The organism is Bifidobacterium myosotis (genome assembly GCF_002259745.1).
GTDB lineage: Bacteria > Actinomycetota > Actinomycetes > Actinomycetales > Bifidobacteriaceae > Bifidobacterium > Bifidobacterium myosotis.
On the sequence record NZ_MWWW01000004.1, the window covers coordinates 171,815 to 193,311 of the forward strand.

The window sequence follows — 21,497 nt, forward strand, 5'->3', positions numbered from 1 at the left end:
CCGTTAACTACGTAATTACGGCAGGACCACAACCGAATGGTCATGGGCCGGCCATTCCCGGACCGACTGCCCGGCGAACGAATCAGCCGGTACCCGGCAGTCCGTCACTGACCGCTGTTGGTCTGCCCGCCCTGGTTCTGGGTCTGATTCTGATTGCCGTTCTGGTTGGCTTCCGGAGTCGTCGTGGTGCCTCCGGTCTGGTTGCCCTGGCTCTCGGTCTGATTCTGGCCCTGCCCCTGCGTGGTGGACTGGTTGTTGTTCGTGGACTGCTGCGGCACGGTGTACGCGCGGCCGCCGATGCCGTAGTACTTGCCGGTGGTCGTGTACTTCGAGACCGGCGTTCCATAGTCGTTGTCTATCGGCAGCTGCTTCTTGTCCGCATAGGCGTTCAGGAAGTTGCGCACGGCAGGCGCCGGAATCATCGAACCATCCCAGACATTGGCGTACACGCCGTTGATGGTCATGTTCGACATGCGGTTGGAGTACGGGTTCTGCGCGTCGCCGGCCACGGCGAACGTGGCGATCTGGTTCGGGATGAACGAGCCGCCGGAGATGGCGAGATCGTCGCTGGTACCGGTCTTACCGAAGGACTTGCGCCCGTTGTTGAGCTGGAACGTGCCGCCGGCACCGTCGGCCCTGACCACGCCTTGGTTCAGCGTGTAGGCGAGCGTCTGGATGATGTCCTTGTCCACGGCCTGATGGCAGTTGGCGGACGGCACCTTGAGATCGTTGCCATCACGGTCGGTGACCTTCTTCAGCGCGATCGGGTTGCACTGCACGCCGTTGGAGGCGTACACGGCGTAGATGCTGGCCATGGTGAGCGGGGAGACGTTGACCGAGCCGATCATCATGGACGGCGTGAACTGCGAGGTCTTGTCGATGGTCTCGCCGGTGGCGGCATCATGGTAGCCCACTTCGGTGGCCGTGTCCGCCACCTTGCACAGCTTCATGATGGTGCCCATCGTGGCTTGTGTGGTGTTGTGGGAGCGGACCAGACCGAGGAACGGGCTTTCCGGGTTCACGGTGCCGGCGCCCAACGCGTTCTGGACGGACCAGGAGTCGGCGCCGCCGGAGTATCGGTCGCAGGCGAAGTCGGTGGTCGGATAGTTCGTGGTGGTCTGGAGGTTGTCATTGATCGAATGGCCGGACTCCATCCACGCGATGAGGTTGATCGGCTTCCAGGACGAGCCGATGGTCCATCCGGAGCCGCCGCCGTCCGCCAAATCAACGGCGAAGTTCTGGCCGGACTTGGTCGGATCGCTATCGGCCGCAGAGGTGGCGTCGTAGTAACGGTTCAGACCGAAGCCCAGCACCTCGCCGGTGCCCGGTTTGACCGAAGCCATCGCGATTTCCATGCCGCTCGAATCGTTGGGAGCGATGGCGTTGCGCGCGGCCTCCATCATCTGCGCGTTGGCATCCACATCCAGTGTGGTCACGATCTTCAGGCCGCCCTCCTGCAGCAGCTTGCTGCGTTCGGCGCGGGTCTTGCCGAATTCCTTGGAGTTCTGGATACGGTGGACCACGAAATCGCAGAAGAAGGCGTAGTCGCCGGTGTCCTGGCAGCCCACGTTGACGCTTTGGGGCTTGAGCGTGTCCTTGAGCGGGGTGTTGACTGCCTCGTCATACTGCTTCTGGGTGATGAACTGCTGATCGAGCATGAGCTTGAGCACGGTGTCGCGCTGGTTCTGGCTTGCCTTTTGGTTGGCCTCGATGAGCGGGTCGAACTGGCTCGGGTTCTTGGTGATGGCCGCGATGGTGGCCGACTGCACCACATTGAGGTCCGCGGCGGAGACGCTGAAGTATCGCTGCGCGGCGGTCTCGACGCCATACGTGTTCACGCCGAACTGGGCGATGTTGAGGTAGCCCTGCAGGATTTCGGGCTTGGAGTACTTCTTCTCCATCTGCACCGAGATGAGCATCTCGCGCACCTTGCGGGCGATGGTGTCTTCGGTGGCGTGGTACTGGGCGATCGGGTCGTCGTCCTCGATGGCCTGCATGAGCAGCACGTTCTTGACGTACTGCTGGGTGAGCGAGGAACCGCCCTGCTGGTCACGGTCAAGCAGATAGGTCTGCACGAAGGCGCGCATGACGCCCTGCACGTCCACGCCCGAGTGGGTCCAGAATCGACGGTCCTCACGCGCCACCACCGCCTGCTGCATGGTCTTGGAGATCTTGCTCAGCGGCACCACGATGCGGTTCTGGTTGTAGAAGGTGGCGATCACGGTCTTGCCATCGTTCGCATACATGATGGATTTCTGCGGCAGACTGGTCACATCGAAGTCCACGTTCTCCACCTTGAGCGAGGGGATCACGGCCTTGGCCGCGTTGTTGGCGGCGAACACGCCCGGCACGAACAACACGCTGGCCGCCACGCCGCCGGAGACGGCGAGCATGACGTAGGCCAGAAGGAGAATGAGCACACGATGGACGGTGAGGGACTTCTTTTTGGGCATGCGGCCATTCTAAAGGGGCCGCCCTACCAACCGCCCGCCACCACCACGGGCGCGGGCATATCATCACAAGAACCGCACTAGCGTAAGATTCGCTGAATATCCGCCGAATATGTCGCGGAGGGCTTAGTGATCCGTCTCACTAATATCTGTCTCTTCCCCAGTCAGCTTCACTGCCAGCCCATCTCATCAGAGGGAGCCAACACCGCTCAGACAATGACGAAACAAACCGCTATGCCGCGATGCTATCGCCGCGAGCGCCGGATGAGCATGCCGGGCTGGAAGATGATGATGGAGCGTCCGTCGCGCGCGATCCAGCCACGGTTCGAGAAGTCCATGAGCGCCTTATTCACCGTCTCGCGACTCGATCCCACCAGCTGCGCGAGCTCCTCCTGCGTCAGATCGTGCGGGACCTTGAGTCCCTGCTCCACCGGCTCACCGAATCGCGAACCGAGATTGAGCAACGTCTTGGCCAGACGTGCGGGCACGTCCATGAACACCAGATCGGAGATCCGCTCGTTGTTGGCGCGCTGGCGGTTGGCCATGACCTGCAGCATGTCGATGGCCACGCGGGGATGCTCGTCCAGCCATGCGAACAGGGCGTCATGCTCGAGCCAGGCCACGCGGGTGCCGTGACTCATGGCCACCGCCGAGGCGGTGCGCGGGCCGCCGTGCGGGTCGAACACCGGAATCTCGCCCAGCACCTCACCGGGCGCATGGATGGACAGCAGCTGCACACGATCGTCGGACGACGTGCGAATCAGTTTCACCCGCCCCTGTTCGAGCAGGTACATACGGTGGTCGGTGTCGCCCTCGGAGAAGATGTAATCGCCCTTGTCGTATGCCGCACGCCGCAGATGCGGCAACAGCTCCTCGGCTTCGGTGGGTGACACCTGCTTGAACAGCGCCGTGTGCAACAGGATGTTCTCCTCGTCGGCAAACGCATTGGGCGTATTCAAGCTCATTACACCATCCTTGCCTTCACTCCGGGATCCAGGGCCGTCTTCGGCCGTCCGTCATATTGTAGCGCGCCGTCGCTGGTTTCTCCCGAGACGTTCACCCTGCGGTGCAAGGTCACGCGAACCATGCCAGCAAATGGTCGATGATCGCCTCGCGACTCAGTCCGGTCTGGCTTCTGAGCGGGTCAACGCGTTTGACCGCCGACTTCACCGCCTTGTCGGACATCTTCTCACGACTGGTGTTGAGCACGGCGCCCATCTTCGCCGCATCGATGTCGTACGCCATGGTCACATGGTGCAGCACCGCGCCCGCGCCGCGCCCGCGCCCGAAACCGCTACCGGCATCCTCGGCAGAGCCTCTGGCATCGACGTCTGCCGTCACCGCTGCCGCGCCGGCCCTACCCGTATCGACCGGGAATCGTCGCTGTGCCGCGCCGCCGATCTTGCCGTATTGCGAGGCGATGTCGTTGAGTCCGGCGAACCGCACGTCCAGTCCCAGTCCGCGCAGGGATTCGACCAGCCACCAATCGCACAGCCGGTACGACTCCTCGATGCTGACGCCCCGTACGAAATCCAGCGGCGCATACAGGGAATAGGTGATGGTGTTGCCGGGTTCGATGAACATCGCCCCGCCGCCGGTGCAGCGCCGCACCACATCAAAGCCGTATCGTTCGGCGACGTCCAGATTGACCTCGTCCGGGGCGGACTGGAACCGTCCGATCACCACCGCGGGCCCCGCCCACTCCCACAGACGCAAGGTGGGGCGGCGTTCCCCCGCCGCGACCTCGCGCGCCCAGGTCTCGTCAATCGCCATCTGTTCGGCGGGCATGCGCGGGGTGTCATGGACCACGACGAGATTCCGCCGCAGCGAATCCCAGCGGGCGCGGTATTCCTCGGGATGACACCCCTCGGTATGGCCCAATCCCTTGGGATTGCATTCCCCGGTATGGCCCAATCCCCCGGCTTGGCCCGGCGCGACGTCCGGGGAATCCCCCTGTGACGAATCGGCGACCGCGTCCGGCGAGTTCCGCTCGAAAAGAGCGACGGAATCCCCCTGTGACGGATTGACGGAGGCCCTTTCCTGCACAGGCTGCCGATGCCGAACCGACTCCCCGCACAGCCTCCTGATGGATTCGCCTCGATACTTCCGGGAGTCATCCGATTGCTCTGTGCCGCCGGCGTGAAGTCCGGCAAGAGCGCGCTCGTAGGCGGTTTCGATAGCGTCGGCATCGGTGCCGACCAGACGGGCATCGGGATGGGCGTCCAACGCAGCTCGAACCGGGCGACCGTGAACCAAGGCCAGTTCGATGTCATGCAGCAGCGCCTCGGATTCGGCATCCGACGCCGCTTCCACAAAGAAATCGCCGTCCACGCGGCAGGATTCCACGACGGCACCGACTGGAGTACCGACGCGGGCGCCGGCACCGCGCGCGATATCATCGCTATTCGCCGCGGCATTGTCAGCCACGGTGCCACCAGCTACGGTCCCACCAGCCGTGGGTCCATCCGTCATGGTGCCATCAGCAACGACCCCACCAACTGCGGTGCCATTCGCCGCGGCATCATCAGCCACAGCACCATCTGCTGCGGCACCATCCGCCATGGCGTAATCAGCCAGCACCACGGTCACCGCCACCAGTTTGCCGCCCGGAGTCTTGTATTCGCCGCGTCCGATCATCCCGCTCATTCCATCACCATAACCCAATCCCCGGGATGGTGATTGATCATCAACCCGCTTCCCGGGATTGATCATCGGCAAATCATCGACCCGGGCGCCCGCGACGTCGTTGCGTGGGACGAAACGTAAGTCAGCGACGATGCCATGTTACGTTTCGTCCCGTTTTACCTATAAAAAGTGGGACGAAACGTAACACTATGACCGTTGAAAGTTACGTTTCGTCCCACTTGAGCCCCGTGGATGCTTGTGCGAACCTCCACAGACGTCGCGCAGACCTCGCTCGGACGCTCAGATGCGGGCGAGGATGTCGCGGCCGACCTCGTCAGTGCTGCGGACCGTGGAGCCGAGCTCGGCGATGTCCGCCTCGACCGCGGCGTGGATCTTCTTGGCCGCATCGTCGAACCCGAGGTGTTCGAGCAGCATCGCGGCGGAGAGGATGGCGGCGGTCGGGTTGGCCTTGTTCTGTCCGGCGATGTCCGGCGCGGAGCCATGAATCGGCTCGAACATGGACGGATACTCGTCGGAGGCGTTGATGCAGCCGGAGGCGGAGTAGCCCACGCCGCCCACCACTGCGCCGGCCTCATCGGTGATGATGTCGCCGAAGAGGTTGTCCGTGAGGATCACGTCGAAGCGGGACGGGTCGGACACCAGGAAGATGGTGGTCGCGTCGATGTGCAGGTAGTCGTGGGAGACCTCCGGGTATTCCTCGGCCACCTTATCCACGATGCGCTGCCACATGTCGCCGGCGTTGATCAGCACGTTCTTCTTGTGCACGAGCGTGACGTGCTTGCGGCGCTTCATGGCCAGCTTGAACGCGTAGCGCACCACGCGCTCCACGCCATACGCGGTGTTGATGGACACCTCGGTGGCCACCTCCTGTGGGGTGCCGCGACGGACCGCTCCGCCGGCGCCGCAGTACAGGCCTTCGGTGCCCTCGCGCACCACCACGAAGTCGATGTCGCCCGGGTTGGCGAGCGGCGAGGTCACGCCCTTGTACAGCTTGGAGGGACGCAGGTTCACGTACTGGTCCAGATCGAAGCGGAGCTTCAGGAGCAGACCGCGCTCGAGGATGCCGGCCTTGATACGCGGGTCGCCCACGGCGCCGAGCAGAATCGCGTCGTTGGCCTTGATGCGCTCCTCTTCCTCTTCGGGGAGGATGGCACCGTCGCGCAGATAGCGCTCGGCGCCCAAGTCGAAGTGCTCGTATTCGAAATCAGCCACGCCCTGAGCGGCCTTTTCCAAGGCCTTCTGCGCCCACGGGGTGACTTCCTTGCCAATGCCGTCGCCGGGGATGACGGCGATTTTATATGTCTTTGCCATAGCTTCTGGAGCGTACTCGCGCGCCCACAAGCCGGTTATCATCCGCTCAGCTGGTGGACACGCCACCCCGGCTCCTATCACACGCGGAGCCGGGAATACAGGCGACGAGTCGAGGCGCGAGGGCTACCGCGCCAGATGCATCACGTCCATGCACCAGGCGTTCTCGTAGGAGACCTCCTCCCACTGCTTGTACCGTCCGGAGATACCGCCATGACCAGCCTCGACCTCGATCTTGGCCACAGCGTCCACGCCGGCGGCCTGCAGCCGGGCCAGCCATTTGAGCGGCTCGACGTACAGCACGCGCGTGTCGTTCATCGACGTGGTGATGAAGATGCGCGGGAAATCCGCGGCGTCGGCCACGGTGAGCGGCGCGTTCTCATACGGCGTGTACGACTTCATGTACCGGTACACCTCGGGGTCGTGCAGCGGATCGCCCCACTCGTCCCATTCGGTCACGGTCAACGGCAGGTCCGGATCGAGTATCGAGGTGAGCGCGTCCACGAACGGCACATCCGCCTCGATGCCGGCGTAGCATTCGGGCGCCATGTTCGCCACCGCGCCCATGAGCAGGCCTCCGGCCGAGCCGCCGTTGGCCACCGTGCGCCGGGGATCGGCCAGATGGGCCTCCTCAAGCGCGCGCGTGGCGTCCACGAAGTCCTCGAACGAATGCTTCTTGTTGAGCCGCCGTCCCTGTTCGTACCAGGCACGGCCCATTTCGCCGCCGCCGCGGATATGAGGCACGGCGTACAGCACGCCACGATCGAGCATGCTCAAACGCGAGACCGAGAAGCCCGGGTCCGAGGAAATCTCGTACGCACCGTATCCGGTGATGAACATCGGGGAATCCTGCGCGGGGAAGTCCCGGTGCCACACCAGCGAGACCGGGATGCGTTCGCCGTCCCGTGCGGTGATCCACACCCGCCGCTCCATGTAATCGCGCGGGTCGAAGTCGCCTAGAACGGTGGCTCGTTTGAGCAGCGTGTCCTGCCCGGTGACCGGGTCGATCTCATGCAGCTCGCCGGGACGGGTGTAGCTGGCGAAGGAGTAGCGCATGCGCGGCGCGTCATAGGACGGGTTGCCGCCGGTGCCGATGGTGTAGAGCCGTCGGGTCTCGCCAGGCAGATGGTCGTCGCTGGCGCCGTCCGAGGAGGAGGTGTGGTCGGCGGGGCGCACACCGTCAGCCCCCGTCCACAACGTCTCGCCGTGGTCGCCGGTCTCGTCGGCTCGATCGGCGGCGACCATGTCCCAGTCGTTCTCGAGCGGCGGCGGCAGCAGTTCGACGAACCTCCAGGGCCGCTCGGCCAGGAAATCGGCGGCGGCATCGGTCTTGGTCATGTACGCCACATGCGCCTGACCGTCCGACCGGTAGCTCAGGGTGACGAAATGGCGGTGCAGCCCAATGCCCTCGATGCCCAGTCCGTGCGCCCCCTGCAGGATAGCCGGGTTGACGGGATCGAAGTAGGCCTCGGTGATCGGACGGTCCGGCTCGCCGTGTTCGCATCCGTAGGGTGAGCCTGCGGCCACGCACACGCCTTCGCCCAGCCGATACGGCGGCTCATGGTCTCGCATGTCGATGACGTCGATCTCGAAGTTCGGATTGGAGGCGTTGTGATAGACGACGGCGAGCGGCACGTCCTCGCCGTGCTCCCCCGCGCCCTCGAAGCAGGCGAAGCTCACGTCGTATTCGACGTCCTGCTGCCGGGGGATGAACGCCTGGAACTCGCCTTCCGGGGTCGTCACCGGCAGCATGAGCACTTCGGTGGTGGTTTTGGAGCCGGTGCCGATGACGATGCTGCGTTCGTCGAAGCTGATGCCGACACCCACCCAGAACCGTTCGTCCTGCTCGCGGTACACGCACACGTCCGCATCCGTCGGCGTGCCCACCTGATGACGCCAAATCGCGCAGGGACGCCAGGAATCATCCAGTTCGACCCAGAACACCCACTTGCCGTCGGGGGTGAAGGACGCGCCCCCGATACCGTCGAACCGCTCGGGCAGCTCGACCGGACCACCGTCCTCGGTGCGGGATGCGAGGTCGCGGATGCGGAAGTCGTAGCGCTCGTCGCCCTTCACGTCCACGCCGTACAACAGCCACCGGCCGTCATGGCTCAGGTCCAAGCCGCCGAGGCGGAAGAAGTCATGCCCCTCGGATTCGACGTTCGCGTCGAAGACGATCTGTTCGCCGGGCATGGAACCAGGCGCGCCCTGCGGATCGACTACGGGCGGGTCCCAATCGTCGGCGCCGCGCACGGGCATGCGGCACTGCACGCCGTACTGCTTGCCCTGTTGGGTGCGGGTGAAATACCAGTAGTCGTTGACGCGCGTGGGCACCGACATGTCGGTCTCCTCCACATGCGCCTTGAGCTCCTCGAACAGCGTGTGCCGGAAGCCCTCCAAATGCGCCATGCGCCGGTCGCAGTAGCGGTTCTCCGCGGCCACGTAGTCCTGGACCGCCGCGGACTCCTTGTCACGCAACCATTCGTAATCGTCCTCGAACACATCGCCGTGGAATTCCCGGCGTGTGGGCTCGCGTTTGGCCACCGGCGGCATCGCGGCCGTCTCGTTCATGCTTTCAGTCATGGAGGCGATTATAGGCGTGGCTCCCGGCATCGCGGGCCATCCGTGCGGCCCCGTGCGGCCGATGGGTGGCCGACGGTCAGCCGCTGGGCGGCCGGACGCTCACTGTTCCAGATGGGTCTTGAGATACGGAATCATCGTTTTGAGCAGATTCGCCCCCGTGGTGCCGGTGAAGACCGGCACATCCGTGACCGGAATCGGCTGGGTGGAGGTCATGCCGGCCACCGAGGCCAGTCCGGGGGTCTCGCGCGGGCTGAGCTGCCGGATGGCGATCGCCAGCACACGACCGGGATACCGGCGGACGATGGTGGCATACGTGGTGGGGTCCTTCTGACCGTCGTCGCCCACGAGGATGAACTTCATGTCCGGGAAGTCGGCCATGAGCTGCTCGGCGAACTCGAGCTTGTGCTGGGGGCCGGTGGGTACGAAGGTCTTGGGCCGGGGGTCGAGGTCGCGCAGCAGCAGCGGCCCCTCCGGGAAACCGTGGTCGGTGATGAAGTGGCGAATCGAACTCTCCACATTCCACGGCGAGGTCGACAGGTAAAAGAACGGCGCGCCCGGGAACAGGTCGGCGATACGGGCGAACAGCACGCTCATGCCCGGCACGGAGGCCTTTTTCTTGGGATCGAGGAACAGCAGATTATAGGCGGCCTTCCAGAACACCGGCGCCTGGGTGATCATGATGGTGTCGTCCACGTCGGAGATGATGCCCACCTTGGCGCTGGCCGGGATGGTGTACAGGTTCGCGCCCACGGGCTTGCGCCGGCCCACCGTGTAGAAGACCCGGTGGATGCCGGGGGTCAGCCGGTGCTCGGCCACCAGGTCGAGGTAGCCGGCCGAGTCGGAGACGGCGTATTCCACGCTCCGGATCTGCGATGAATCGACCTTGTCATAGGTTTCGGAAACGCCCACTTGCACGGTGTTGAGCGGCACGCCGTCGATGCTCGCCTGAACATGCGTGCGCGGGGCCGGCACCGCGAGCATCCCACGGATGCCACGGCTCAGCACGCCGGACTGTGCGCGTTCGGGGGCGTATACCGTGCGGCAGATGAGCCGCGAGTAGTCGCCGGTGCCGTAGCCGACATATGGCTCGACACGCGGATACCAGCCGAGGTGACGCACCACGGCGGTGGAGATGCGGGACCAGGCGCCGAACACTCCGGTGATCGTGCGACGGATGAGACGTGTGGTGAACGGTTTGAATTCGATGCGCTCGCGCTTGGACGCGGCATCGAAGGTGGTGACGGCCTTGCGCGCGGGAATGGGCACGGTGGGCATGTCGTCGAAATCGGGCCGCGCCTGATGCCTTAGCCGTCGGTCGGCCGCTTCAAAATCCTCACGTGGGCTTCTCATAAGCCCCATAGTAGGACATGGGGCTTATGAGAAGGCTCAGGGAAAACCCTTAAATCACCAGTTTGGCCATTGCGGTGTAGCCACTGCCGGCGCCACTGCCGGCACAGCTTTGCCGGTATCCGGTGCCCCGCGTCAGGCCCGCCGGTCATGCCACGCCCTCCCCGCCCGGGGAGCCGGCCCCACGAAACGGGGCCGAGGACGTTGGCTGCGGCGGCGGATCTCCGACGCGGGGATGCGGACGACGCTACTTGACGATCTTGGCGTATTCGTCGGCGCTCAGCAGCTCGGGCTCGTCATCATCGAGCTCGATCTTCAGTATCCAGCCTTCGCCGTACGGGTCGCCGTTGACGACGGATGGATCGTCGGCCACGTCATGATTGACGTACCGGACAGTGCCGGCCACGGGGCTGATGAGCGGCTGGACGGCCTTGGAGGATTCCAGCTCCACCACTTCGTCACCGGCCTCCACGCGGGAGCCGGGTTCGGGCATGTCCACGAACACCAGTTCGCCGAGCTGGTCGGCGGCGTATTCGGTGATGCCGATGATCGCGGGGTCGACCGAACGGTCCACCCACACATGTTCCTCGGAGTACTCGAGATGGTCGGGGATGTCGAGGTTCAATGGCTGTTCGTTGTCGTCTTCGTTCATGGATACCAGACTAACCCATATCGTCCGGCCCCGCACGCGCCCGCCGCGCGCTTTCCGGCGCATGATTCCGGGTGCACGCCGCCTACAGTTCGCGGCCGAGCCACTCCTCGATCATGTAGCGGGCGATGGTGGCCTTGCCGGGCGCCGCCATGCGGCCGGAGATGAGTTCGGCGGTGTATTCGTCTCGCGTGACCCAGCGTGCAGTCACGGTCTCCTCGCCGTCCACATGCACGTCGGTGGTCATGGCGTGGGCCTTGAACGCCATCATCAGCGAGGCCGGGAACGGCCAGGGCTGGGAGCCGAGGTAGCGCACCTCGCCGAGCCGGATGCCCGTCTCCTCCAGGGCCTCGCGGCGGCAGGCGTGCTCAAGGTTCTCCCCCGCCTCCACGAATCCCGCGGACACCGAATACAGCCGGCTGTCCTTCCACGCGGCGTTGTGCTGGAGCAGCAGACGGTCCTGCCCGTCCACGATGGCGGTGATCACCGCCGGTTCCACGCGCGGGAACAGCACACGGTTGCCGTCCGCCTCACTGGTGCAGCGCTGGGCCCAGCCGGCGAGCGCGGTTTCGGCCGGCGCGCCGCAGGTGGGGCAGAACCGCTGACGGGTGTGCCAGATGCTCAGGGTGACGGCGCTGGTGGCTTGTCCGGCCTCGCGCGCATTGGCGTGGGGTGCGAAACCGCGCAGGTCTACCCAATCGAACCGTCCTACGGCTTCCTGCAGCAGAGTGGGTTTCGCGGCCGAACGACCGCCGTCGTCCACGCTGTCGTCGAAGGCGTCGTCCGCGCCCTGACCGGCCGAGTCGGAGGCGCTGGTCTTGCCCGCGACCGGCACGCGCGTGATGTCCACGGCGACGACGCATTCGCCGCGCACGCCGCCGTAGGAGCCGAGGAACATGGCCACCGCTTCCGGCTGGCGTTCCAGCTCGGCGGACACGTAGGCGCCGGGCAGCGTGGCGAGGCGCATCTTGACGGACTCGTAGTCCACCAGCTCGCCCTGGCCACGGGGCACCGCGATGCGGCCGCCGCGCGTGAGAATCACCTTGGTGTTGGGGTCGGCCAGCAGCTGCCCGATAAGCCCGGGCTCGCTGCGGCGGTCCACCTGATAATCGATGTCGCCCTGCGCCAGCGGCAGGAACGGCAGGGCCCGCGTCAGGGCGAGCGGCGAGAAATGAATGTCAGCGGTCATACGAAACTCCTTCATGACGCAACCATGACGCAATCATTACAGCCATGACGCAGCGGGTCACGGCGCTGCCTGCGAATGATCGCGCGCTTTCGAATACGCTCAAACGCCCGCGATTATTCGCTTGTCGGGCCTCAGCCCCTGGCCTGGACGCGCCGGACCAGCGCCAGCAGCGCGCGAGCCACGGTGTCCGGATGCTCGACGGCGCTGAAATGACCGCAATCCGGGATGGCCGTGAACGTGGCGCCGGGGATCTTGTCGGCCAACGGCTTCATCACGCTCGGATTGCTGGTGGGGTCCAGTTTGCCGGAGACCACGGCCGTGGGCGCGGTGATGGTGGCGGGCACGTCGCCCATCTCGGGGCGGCCGTAGGTCATGCGCTGTCGCCATGCCAGACCGGCCGGGCTTTGTTCGCCGATCCAGTCCGTCATCGTCCTGATGAATTCGGGGGTGCGCTTCACCGTGGAATCACCCTCGGACGGACGTGCGAAGTGCATCACCGGTTCCACGGAATCGGTCTCTTCGGCGGCGTTCGCCATGGCCAGACGGCCTTCGCCGCCCACGCCGTCGGAGGCGGCCATCGTGTCGCACAGGGCTAGCCCGGCCACGGACTGCGGGTAGAGGCGCTGGATGTCCATCGCCACGTATCCTCCCATCGACAGGCCCACCCAGATGGCCTGGTCGTAGCCGGCGGACTTCACCAGATCGACATACGCCCCGGCCAGTCGGTCCAACGCCTCGCTATACGCGCCGTTGGCCATGCGGGGGCCGGAATCGGCCTCGCTCGGCACCGGGGACGCACCCGAGCCGGCCATGTCCGGCGCCCAGATCGGGAAGGGCGGCACGTCGTCCAGATCGGCGAAGTCGGCGAGCGCCTTCGCGCACACGTCCCACATGCGGTGATCCACCGGGTAGGCGTTCATCAGCACCACCGGCACGCCTTCGCCCTCGCGGTAGATATGATTGGCCAATTCGATTGCCATGGTTCCTTGCTCCTTCACCACTCGTCGTTCGTCAATTCACGCATTTACGCATCGCCAGGCGTATCGCCACGCCCTACGCGCCGGCCCAAGCCAGCGCCTGACGGACGATCCGGCCGTGCCCGTTGACCATTTGGTCTATGAACGTCTCCATCATGTCGCTCTTGGGCGCCACCCATTCCACGTCCAGCGTCTCATCCTGCGGCTTGCAGTCGCCGGCGATCGCGACCACGTAGCACAGCGCGATGGCGTGCTGGCGGGGGTCGTAGTACTCGCTCAGGCCCGGCGTGGGGAAGAATTCGGCCACTGTGAACGGCTGGAGCGAGGCGGGCAGTATCGGCAGCGCGATGTCGCCCAGATCCTTGGCCACGTTGCGGGCGATGGCCTCGCGCAGCGACTCATGGAACAGCACGCGGCCGGTGATCAGCGTGCGTTCGATCGAGCCGTCGTCCGAGACGCGCAGCAGCGAACCCACCTGCGAGATGCGGCCCATGTCGTCCGTACGCACCGGGACGATCTCCACATAGGCGATTGGCATCTGGTGACGTGCGCGGTTGATGTCCGCCGGCCCGAGCCATCCCGGAGGGTTGCCGTGGCCGGACCCGCCGCCGTGGATGAAGTCCTCGGGCGTGATGTTGTCGAATTCGCCGCGGTTGCGGCCCGCGTCGTAGTCGCCCTCGTCGGGCACTTCGTCATTCATGACTGGCATGCCTCCCATTATCGCGCGAAAGCGGGGAGGCAGGTGGATGTATCCCGAATATTTCCCGACGTGGCTCCCGCATGGCGGCAGCCGACGAGCCCTAGGCACGGCGCCGCCTGCACCGGTTCATTCCCGGCAAAATGTTGGGTGGTGCTGGAAAGCTGTTGGTTGGAAGGTTCCATACCATTCAATTCTTATACAGCTGAAGTTGGGAAAGCAGGAGGAAGACATCATGGCAACCAAGGCCATCACCTCAGCCGAGTTCGAGCAGACCATCACCGACAACGAGATTGTGTTCGTGGACTTCTGGGCCACATGGTGCGGACCGTGCCGCGCGTTCGGCCCAATCTTCGAGGCCGCGTCCGACAATCCGGAGAACAAGGACATCGCCTTCGTCAAGGTCGACATCGACGCCAACCAGGATCTGGCGCAGGCCGCGGGCATCCAGGCCGTGCCCACGCTGATGATCGCCAAGCAGGGCGAGGTCATCTTCCAGCAGGCCGGCGCGCTGCAGGCCGCCGATCTGGACGATCTCATCGCCCAGGCCAAGGCCCTCGACCTGGCGGCGGCCAAGGCTCAGGCCGCGGCAGCCCAGCAGAACTGATTCCAGCCTTGGCCGTACCGGCCGCCCCGGCGACAAAGACATACGGTCGGGGATATTCGACCGCCGCTCGGGCGCAGGATGCGGGCGCAGGGGAAGCAAGGCGCGGGCGCAGACCCTGATTCCGCGCCAATCACCGCCAATCCCCATCAACCGCCATATGTAGTGTCCGCATGATTTCACGGCGACTACATATGGCGGTTGCCGTATATTCGTTGATTTCCGTTCATCCACGCGCCGCCTTATCATGGTGTGCAGTGTGAACCACGACCGTTGATGGCCGACCAAGGAGCATAATGTCGAAGCACGTCAGGCATACCCCGTTGCTGCAGTCCCTGAGCAAACGCCAGTGGACCAGAATCGCGGCAGTGGTCGCGGCAGTCGGTCTCATCGCAGCCGCAGGCGTGGTCTCCCGCAACTTCTACCAGAACGAGGCGCCGCAGTCATACTCCAATGTCACCGCGTTCTCGGCCACCGACTCCGCCGCCTCGCGTTCCGCGACCCGCGGCGCCATCGGCAGCGCGGACAAGAACACCACCTTCGTCACCGTGAAGATCAATGGCGATCCGCGCACGGTGCTCGGTGAGAAGCAGAACATGACCACCGTCAAGGATGTGCTGGAGACCGGCAACATCACCCTTGACCCGAACGATGCGGTGAGCCCGTCGCTCAAGACCAAGGTCACCGAAGCCACGGTGATCACCATCGACCGCGCAGGCGCCAATGTGGAGACCAGCGATACTCCGATCGCCTTCAACGAGGTGCGCAAGGAGACCTCAAGCCTGCCTAAGGGTCAGGAAAAGGTGGAGACCGAGGGTGAGAACGGCGTGATGGAGACCACGGCGCTGGTCACGCGCGCCGGCGGCAAGGTCGTCTCCTCCAACGTGTTCGCCTCGTGGGTCAAGAAGGCCCCGGTCGACAAGGTAATCCTGGTAGGCACCGGCTCGGATGCCACCAGCCCGGCCGGCGGCGCGTTGGGCACCACTACGCCGGCCGGTGAGATCCAGTCCTGGGCGCATGACTATCTGCTGGCCAATGGCTACTCCGAAGAGGACTTCACGGCCGCGAACTACATCATCAGCCACGAATCCGGCTGGAGCCCGACCGCCACCAACCCCTCCTCCGGCGCATATGGCCTCGCACAGGCGTATCCGGGCAGCAAGATGGCCTCGGCGGGCGCCGATTGGCAGACGAACTACCAGACGCAGTTCAAGTGGTTCATCGATTACTGCAACCAGCGTTACGGCGGCATCACGGCGGCCTACAACTACTGGCTCACCTACAAGAGCTACTGATTGTTGCCACCTTTGGTATTGGGCTGCGTCGATTTGCGCTGATCAGCGCTGGCTGATCTGCCGGCAGTTGCCTCGCCGGCATCGCACGCGATATTGCGGAATATCGGTGATTCCCGTCCGCGCACCGTTATCCATCGGTGCATACCGGCAATGCGTCCCGGAATCACGCCGCGCGCTGCCGTCATGCACCATTCGGCGTGTCGGCGCCCCTCACGGCAAGGCATGTATCGCATGCATCCTGCGGCAAATTACCAAAAGTCAACTAATGCAACGGTTTCCGGGTACCTCATGCCGTTCGGAGCCACAGAGCGGCAATCAATGTTACCGCTCACACTCATCCACACCCCCTTTCATCCACCGAATCACCCCGTATATCGTCGTACGGGGGCATGTATAGTAGGGGGTATTGCGCAGGAACACACAACTGCGCCGTGATAATCAAACGCATGGAACACACCACCGACGCCGAGCCGTTCACGGCATCACGCCATGGTTTGCGGATTCCGGCATCGTCATCACCACAAGCACCCGCTTTGGCATTGCGCCAGCACAGGCATCGATACCGAACCGGTTTGAATCACGGTAGGCAGACCCCCGATCCCAAGGAGACAACAACAGCTATGACTAAGAAAATCATGGCCATTCTGGCCGTCATCGCCACCGCGCTCGGACTGAGCTTCGCCACCGCCACCGCCTTCGCCGTGGATGGCGATGGCTACGGCGCTTCCGTGACGGTCAGCGGCAACACCGCCACCGTCACGTTCCCGGCCGGAGCCTTCCAGCCGAACGAGCAGGTGACCGTCACATGGGACGACAACGTCGTCGCCGACGTGCAGCAGATCGGCGAGCGCACGTTCACCGCCGCCGCGGACGGCTCGCTGAGCCTCCGCTACATCTTCAAGGAAGGACAGGCTGCCGGCCAGACGATCACCGTGACCGCGGTCGGCGCGCAGTCCGGCTCCCGCACCGCGCAGATCACCGTGCCATCCACCGGCACCGGCGACCAGTCCGGCAGTAATGGCGACAGCGGCATCGGCGGCATCATCGGTAACGCCGGCGGGTCCGGCACCACGGCCAATACCGGTGCCGCCATTGCGCCGTACGGCGTGGCCGCCGTGCTGCTGGCCGCCGCGGGCCTCGCGCTGTTCGCTGTCCGCCGGGGAGCCGGGCAGCGCCGCTGATCCCATTAGGGATGTTGGAATAACGCTGGAGAGCAGCCGGCTGACGACCTGTGGCACGGCACCATCTGGACCGTCTAGATCGACCGTGGAATCCTCCCAGCATTCGCCTCACAAACCGGGGAATCTCACGATTCCCCGGTTTTTCATTGCCCTTGCCATATCCATCATTCGGCAATTCGCCGCGCATCACACTGCGCCGAATATGCGAAGGACGCCGAGAGGCAGATTCCATACCATGAATCTCCGGAGTACCCCTGCCATTGCCGGACGCAGCTTTTCGCCGACGCAACCCACTGCGATTTCCATTGTCAACACTCGCCATTACGAAGGATATCCATGCACATTCTTTTCGTTTGCACCGGTAATCAGTGCCGCTCAGTGATGGCCGAATATCTCACGCGCGCGACCATCAAAGCTCACGGAACCGACACGAATATCACCGTATCCAGCGCCGGCACATTGCAATATCCACCGCACACCGCCGACCCGATGACCGTGGAATTACTGGCCGAAGACGGCATCGACGCAACAGGCCACCGTTCCACGTCCATCAATCGGGAAATCATCGCGAATGCGGATGTAATCCTATGTTTTGAGCGCAATCATATCAATGAATTATCGAGGTGGAATCCATCCGCCGTCCGTAAAACGGCGCTATTCGACGATTTCGTCAATGCATGCGAATACCTGCATCATCACGGTTCGCCCATCGACACCCCTTATGACGACGGAATCCGCGAAACGCTGGACGCCATGTCGATGATCCGGCCGTTCCTTCCCCGAGCGAACGACACCGCAGACCCCCACCGCCAATCACGCGAAGTATTCGTGCGGGTATATGCGGAAATCAAGCGTGGAATCAACATGATATTTGATTCGCCTACGGCCTCAACATCCGATACGGTCATGTGACCGTCCGCACAATAGCCACTGTGATAATCATTATTCATGCGGTTGCCTTGCGTGACAATAGCGGCACCGATAGCAGTAACCAACAGTCATATCACGCGATAATCGCACGACGTTGTTCCGCAAAGTTTTTCGCGCGATATATATAGCGGAAGCCACTTTTTTCATTTGTCATTCGTAGATGAAAAACGTTACAATCGGAACCGGAATTCACGAGATAACGTCAATCATTAAGGAGAGTGTCATGGCTTCTTTGCTGCAGGGATTTGAAGAAGTGCAACTGGTCAAGCCGCTTGGCAAAACGGTGTTGACCGTTACGGATGCCGCTATCCGTTTCAACAAGGCCACCGCCGAGGCATTGGGCTTCCCGGCGTATGTGAAGGTGCTCATCAACGGGAAGACCCGGCAGATCGCCGTCACGCCGGCCAGTGAATCGGCCGACAACGCGATCAAGTTCAGCAAGCCGGAAGGCAAGCAGACGGCATCCGTAAGCGTCAAGGAGCCCGTGCTGGTCGAGGCAGTGAAGGAATACCTGCCCGTCGGAGAGGCCCCCGAAGGCGAAGTGGCGTACCAGTCCGTGGCCGGCGCCGCCTACCCGGAAAGCAAGACCGTGATCTTCGACGTGGCCAATGCTACCGCCGGCACCATGAAGCGCCGCGGACGCAAGAAGGCCGCCTGATCGGGCCGCCAGGGCGGCATCGGACTCGCACGAGCCACGCCGCCGCTCCCCTACTATTCAGGGGCTCTGTGCTTACGAAAAACCCCGCAACCTACTGAGGTTTGCGGGGTTTTCATGCCTTGATTGCAGGTAAGACTACTTACGCTGGTGGCGGGTCTTACGCAGCAGTTTGCGGTGCTTCTTCTTGCTCATCCGCTTGCGGCGCTTCTTGATGACAGAACCCATCTGAAGCCTCCATTTCGATTAATCGTAAAAGTTGCAACTCGCACAATACTACACATCCAACCAGACAGACGAAACCGACATGATACCTGTGTCGTCGAAATCACCATCCACTCGTGGATGAATCCTGCATGAATGCTAGGAAACATGCGGGTTTCAGAGGGAAACGGCCGGACGGCCGTACTCTCGGAAATCGGCTTGCATCACATCGGGAACTTCTGGTAGAAGCGCTCGACGGCCTCCTTGGTGCCGGTGGCCTGGAACACCACCGTATCGTTCTGCCAGATGGCCACGGACTTCTTGGCATCGGCGGCATCGGCCTTGACCACATACGCTCCGGTCACATTGCCGGACACCTTCACGTTGCCGGAGGCCTGATCGTCACCGGTCTGGGCGCTCACCAAGGCATCGTACTGGGTCTTGGCGCTGTCCGCGGTGGACCATTGCGCGGCGACCAACGTCACATCCTTGGCCTTGTCGCCGGTGGAGTAGGTCAACGTGTACTCTTCGAGCGGCGAAGCGGCGCTCCATGTGGTGGACGCCTCCGCCTTAGTGCGCGCGTAGTTGAGCACGCTGTCCGGCATGGCCTTGAGCAGTTCGGTGGCATCGTCCGGCAGCGCGGTGGCCTCGATGGTCGGCGTGGTGGGCTCGGCCTCGGCGGACTGCTGCTGGCTGCTGCCGTTCGGGGCGGCCGTGCCGGCATCCTTCCTGATGGCCCAGCCCGGCCAGACGAAAGCCGACAGCACCGCCAGAATGATGACGACGGCGGCGGCAACCACCACCGCGATGAGCTTGCCATGAGACTGCGTGGTCGAAGAGTTCTCGGTGTTAGTCATGTCCCCGATTCTCTCACAGCGGCGTGACGCGGGACAGCCTCGCTCAGCTCGTTTCCCGCCTCCCGCGTGAATGTATCGTGAATCGGAAGGAGATCCCGCCACGCCTCGTGTGGCGACAGCCGGCCGCGCCGAGCTGCCGCCCCTGATCACCGCCACACATCCTCAAACGGTTGTTTTCGGCTTGACTTCGTCCGTTTCGGTAAAATTTTACCGGCCACGTCATTCGGGGTTAGGGTGAATGCATGGCGAAATCAAGTGTGCAGTATGTGTGTTCCGAGTGCGGCTGGAACGGCCCCAAGTGGTACGGCCGCTGCCCCGAGTGCGGGCAGTGGGGCACGGTGGAGGAATTCCACGAGGCCCGTGCCGCCGCGGGATCGCGCACGGCCGCACCGGGCAGGACGTCACGCACGCAATCGGTGGCCGTGCCATCGACCGGGCGCACGGCGGCACGTCCGATCACCGAAATCGGCACGGAAAGCGTGAAACGTCTGGGCACCGGGTTCTCCGAATTCGACCGCGTCCTAGGCGGTGGGGTGGTTCCCGGATCGGTCACGCTTATCGCCGGAGAACCGGGTATCGGCAAATCCACCCTGCTGCTGCAGACGGCCGGCAATGTGGCACGATCCGTTTCCCGCAACGGCGCACGGCACGACGTCGCCGCTTCGGTGTCCGGCGATGGCCATTCCAGTACCGTGCTGTATATCTCCGGTGAGGAGTCGCAGGCGCAGGTCCGGCTCCGCGCCTCGCGCATCAATGCCGTGGAACCGAACCTGCTGCTGGCATCCACCACCGATTTGGCCACGGTGCTGGGGCTTATCGAGGAGCATCGCCCCGCATTGGCCATCGTCGATTCCGCGCAGACCATAGTCTCGCAGGAGGTCGACGGCATTTCCGGAGGCTCGACGCAGGTGCGCGAGGTGGCGAGCGCCCTCATCGATACCGCCAAGACCCTTGATATCCCCGTGTTTCTCGTCGGCCACGTCACCAAGGACGGGTCCATCGCCGGACCGCGGACCTTGGAGCATCTGGTGGATGTGGTCTGCCAGTTCGAGGGCGACAGCGAAACCGCGCTGAGGATGCTGCGCGCGGTCAAAAACCGTTTCGGCCCCACCGACGAGGTCGGATGCTTCGACATGAGCGGCGAGGGCATCGAGGAGGTCACCGACCCGGCTGGATTGTTCCTTTCCGGCAGTGGTCCGGATGCGGGGAACGCGGCACCCGTCGAAGGCACATGCGTGACGTTCACGCTGGACGGGCATCGGAGCCTGCCCGTCGAGGTGCAGGCGTTGGTGACCACGTCCGTGCTGCCGACGCCGCGTCGCGCGGTCAACGGAGTGGATCCCAGCCGCATCGCCATGCTGGCCGCGGTGCTGTCCCGCCATGGCAAGATGAACCTGCTCTCCAACGATCTGTACATCTCCACCATCGCGGGAGGTCAGGCGCGGGAGCCGGCTTGCGACTTGGCGATTGTGGGCGCATTGGCGAGCGCCGCCACGTCGAAGCCGCTTCCGCGCACCGCATGCGCGATCGGAGAGATTTCCCTGACCGGGCAGATTCGACCCGTGCCTCGTATGGAATACCGTCTGAGGGAAGCCGCGCGTCTGGGCTTCACCACCGCCGTGGTGCCACCTCTGCGAAAACCCCTGCATATCGAGGGGTGCACGCTGGTGGAGGTCTGCACGCTGCAGGATGCGTTGGACGCGCTGGGGCTGTCCTCCAACACACGGCCGGCACGACGCAAGGAGACGGCATGACCATACTGCTTTGCACCCGCGCGGGCCGCACCATGGGCGGCGATTCGCTCCATCGGCATACGACGTGTGCCGCACCGGTCTTTTCGGTTCGATGTGATAGACGATAACGTTGCATGCAACGACTTCGTAAGTCGCGCAAGTCACGACAGTCATTAAGAAAGCACGACAGTC

18 protein-coding genes are annotated in these 21,497 nt (G+C 63.8%); 6 read left to right on the forward strand and 12 right to left on the reverse strand.

Features of this window, described 5'->3' with window-relative positions:
- Nucleotides 1-104: 104 nt before the first annotated feature.
- The 10 genes from BMYO_RS02255 to BMYO_RS02305 all read right to left on the reverse strand — a co-directional run bounded on the left by BMYO_RS02255 (nt 105) and on the right by BMYO_RS02305 (nt 13,858).
- Nucleotides 105-2,453 (reverse strand): transglycosylase domain-containing protein, encoded by a 2,349-nt coding sequence (locus BMYO_RS02255; RefSeq protein WP_094666956.1) that lies wholly within the window; start codon nt 2,451-2,453, stop codon nt 105-107.
- Nucleotides 2,454-2,695: 242 nt separating this feature from the next.
- A complete protein-coding gene (locus tag BMYO_RS02260) occupies nt 2,696-3,415 on the reverse strand; it encodes a Crp/Fnr family transcriptional regulator (protein ID WP_094666957.1) in 720 nt (239 codons plus the stop codon).
- A 109-nt stretch (nt 3,416-3,524) separates the two neighbouring features.
- Entirely contained in the window at nt 3,525-4,763 is a 1,239-nt protein-coding gene (locus BMYO_RS11995) for a lipoate--protein ligase family protein (protein ID WP_420807282.1), read from the reverse strand.
- Nucleotides 4,764-5,375: 612 nt separating this feature from the next.
- Nucleotides 5,376-6,407, reverse strand: a complete 1,032-nt coding sequence (locus BMYO_RS02275) for a 3-isopropylmalate dehydrogenase (protein ID WP_094666959.1) — start codon at nt 6,405-6,407, stop codon at nt 5,376-5,378.
- A gap of 123 nt (nt 6,408-6,530) precedes the next feature.
- Nucleotides 6,531-8,987, reverse strand: a complete 2,457-nt coding sequence (locus BMYO_RS02280) for a S9 family peptidase (protein WP_094667067.1) — start codon at nt 8,985-8,987, stop codon at nt 6,531-6,533.
- Between the two features lie 99 nt (nt 8,988-9,086).
- Nucleotides 9,087-10,337: an App1 family protein gene (locus BMYO_RS02285; protein ID WP_169834017.1), complete on the reverse strand. Its 1,251-nt coding sequence runs from the start codon at nt 10,335-10,337 to the stop codon at nt 9,087-9,089.
- A gap of 244 nt (nt 10,338-10,581) precedes the next feature.
- Nucleotides 10,582-10,986, reverse strand: coding sequence for a glycine cleavage system protein GcvH (gcvH, locus tag BMYO_RS02290; protein ID WP_094666961.1), 405 nt, complete (start codon nt 10,984-10,986; stop codon nt 10,582-10,584).
- Between the two features lie 82 nt (nt 10,987-11,068).
- The gene (gene nudC / locus BMYO_RS02295; RefSeq protein WP_094666962.1) at nt 11,069-12,172 is read right to left on the reverse strand and encodes an NAD(+) diphosphatase; all 1,104 of its coding nucleotides are present in this window, start codon (nt 12,170-12,172) and stop codon (nt 11,069-11,071) included.
- A gap of 131 nt (nt 12,173-12,303) precedes the next feature.
- On the reverse strand, nt 12,304-13,152 hold the full coding sequence (locus BMYO_RS02300; protein WP_094666963.1) for an alpha/beta fold hydrolase: 849 nt from the start codon (nt 13,150-13,152) through the stop codon (nt 12,304-12,306).
- 73 nt (nt 13,153-13,225) lie between these two features.
- Complete coding sequence (locus BMYO_RS02305; RefSeq protein ID WP_094666964.1) at nt 13,226-13,858, reverse strand: NUDIX hydrolase family protein; 633 nt, start codon at nt 13,856-13,858, stop codon at nt 13,226-13,228.
- Nucleotides 13,859-14,081: 223 nt separating this feature from the next.
- On the opposite strand from BMYO_RS02305, the gene trxA reads away from it, so the two are divergent.
- The 5 genes from trxA to BMYO_RS02330 all read left to right on the forward strand — a co-directional run bounded on the left by trxA (nt 14,082) and on the right by BMYO_RS02330 (nt 18,514).
- Nucleotides 14,082-14,453, forward strand: coding sequence for a thioredoxin (trxA, locus tag BMYO_RS02310; protein WP_094666965.1), 372 nt, complete (start codon nt 14,082-14,084; stop codon nt 14,451-14,453).
- Nucleotides 14,454-14,746: 293 nt separating this feature from the next.
- Complete coding sequence (locus tag BMYO_RS02315) at nt 14,747-15,745, forward strand: aggregation-promoting factor C-terminal-like domain-containing protein (protein ID WP_094666966.1); 999 nt, start codon at nt 14,747-14,749, stop codon at nt 15,743-15,745.
- A 620-nt stretch (nt 15,746-16,365) separates the two neighbouring features.
- Nucleotides 16,366-16,926 (forward strand): hypothetical protein, encoded by a 561-nt coding sequence (locus BMYO_RS02320; RefSeq protein WP_094666967.1) that lies wholly within the window; start codon nt 16,366-16,368, stop codon nt 16,924-16,926.
- 336 nt (nt 16,927-17,262) lie between these two features.
- Nucleotides 17,263-17,838 (forward strand): arsenate reductase/protein-tyrosine-phosphatase family protein, encoded by a 576-nt coding sequence (locus BMYO_RS02325; protein ID WP_094666968.1) that lies wholly within the window; start codon nt 17,263-17,265, stop codon nt 17,836-17,838.
- Nucleotides 17,839-18,079: 241 nt separating this feature from the next.
- The gene (locus BMYO_RS02330; RefSeq protein WP_094666969.1) at nt 18,080-18,514 is read left to right on the forward strand and encodes a hypothetical protein; all 435 of its coding nucleotides are present in this window, start codon (nt 18,080-18,082) and stop codon (nt 18,512-18,514) included.
- 135 nt (nt 18,515-18,649) lie between these two features.
- Here BMYO_RS02330 and BMYO_RS02335 read toward each other — a convergent pair whose 3' ends face one another.
- Both BMYO_RS02335 and BMYO_RS02340 read right to left on the reverse strand, forming a co-directional pair.
- Nucleotides 18,650-18,739: a 30S ribosomal protein bS22 gene (locus tag BMYO_RS02335; protein WP_004268639.1), complete on the reverse strand. Its 90-nt coding sequence runs from the start codon at nt 18,737-18,739 to the stop codon at nt 18,650-18,652.
- Nucleotides 18,740-18,939: 200 nt separating this feature from the next.
- Nucleotides 18,940-19,572, reverse strand: a complete 633-nt coding sequence (locus tag BMYO_RS02340) for a hypothetical protein (protein WP_169834018.1) — start codon at nt 19,570-19,572, stop codon at nt 18,940-18,942.
- A 242-nt stretch (nt 19,573-19,814) separates the two neighbouring features.
- Here BMYO_RS02340 and radA point away from each other — a divergent pair, with 242 nt between their 5' ends.
- Nucleotides 19,815-21,326, forward strand: coding sequence for a DNA repair protein RadA (gene radA / locus BMYO_RS02345; protein ID WP_094666970.1), 1,512 nt, complete (start codon nt 19,815-19,817; stop codon nt 21,324-21,326).
- The last annotated feature ends 171 nt before the right edge of the window (nt 21,327-21,497 follow it).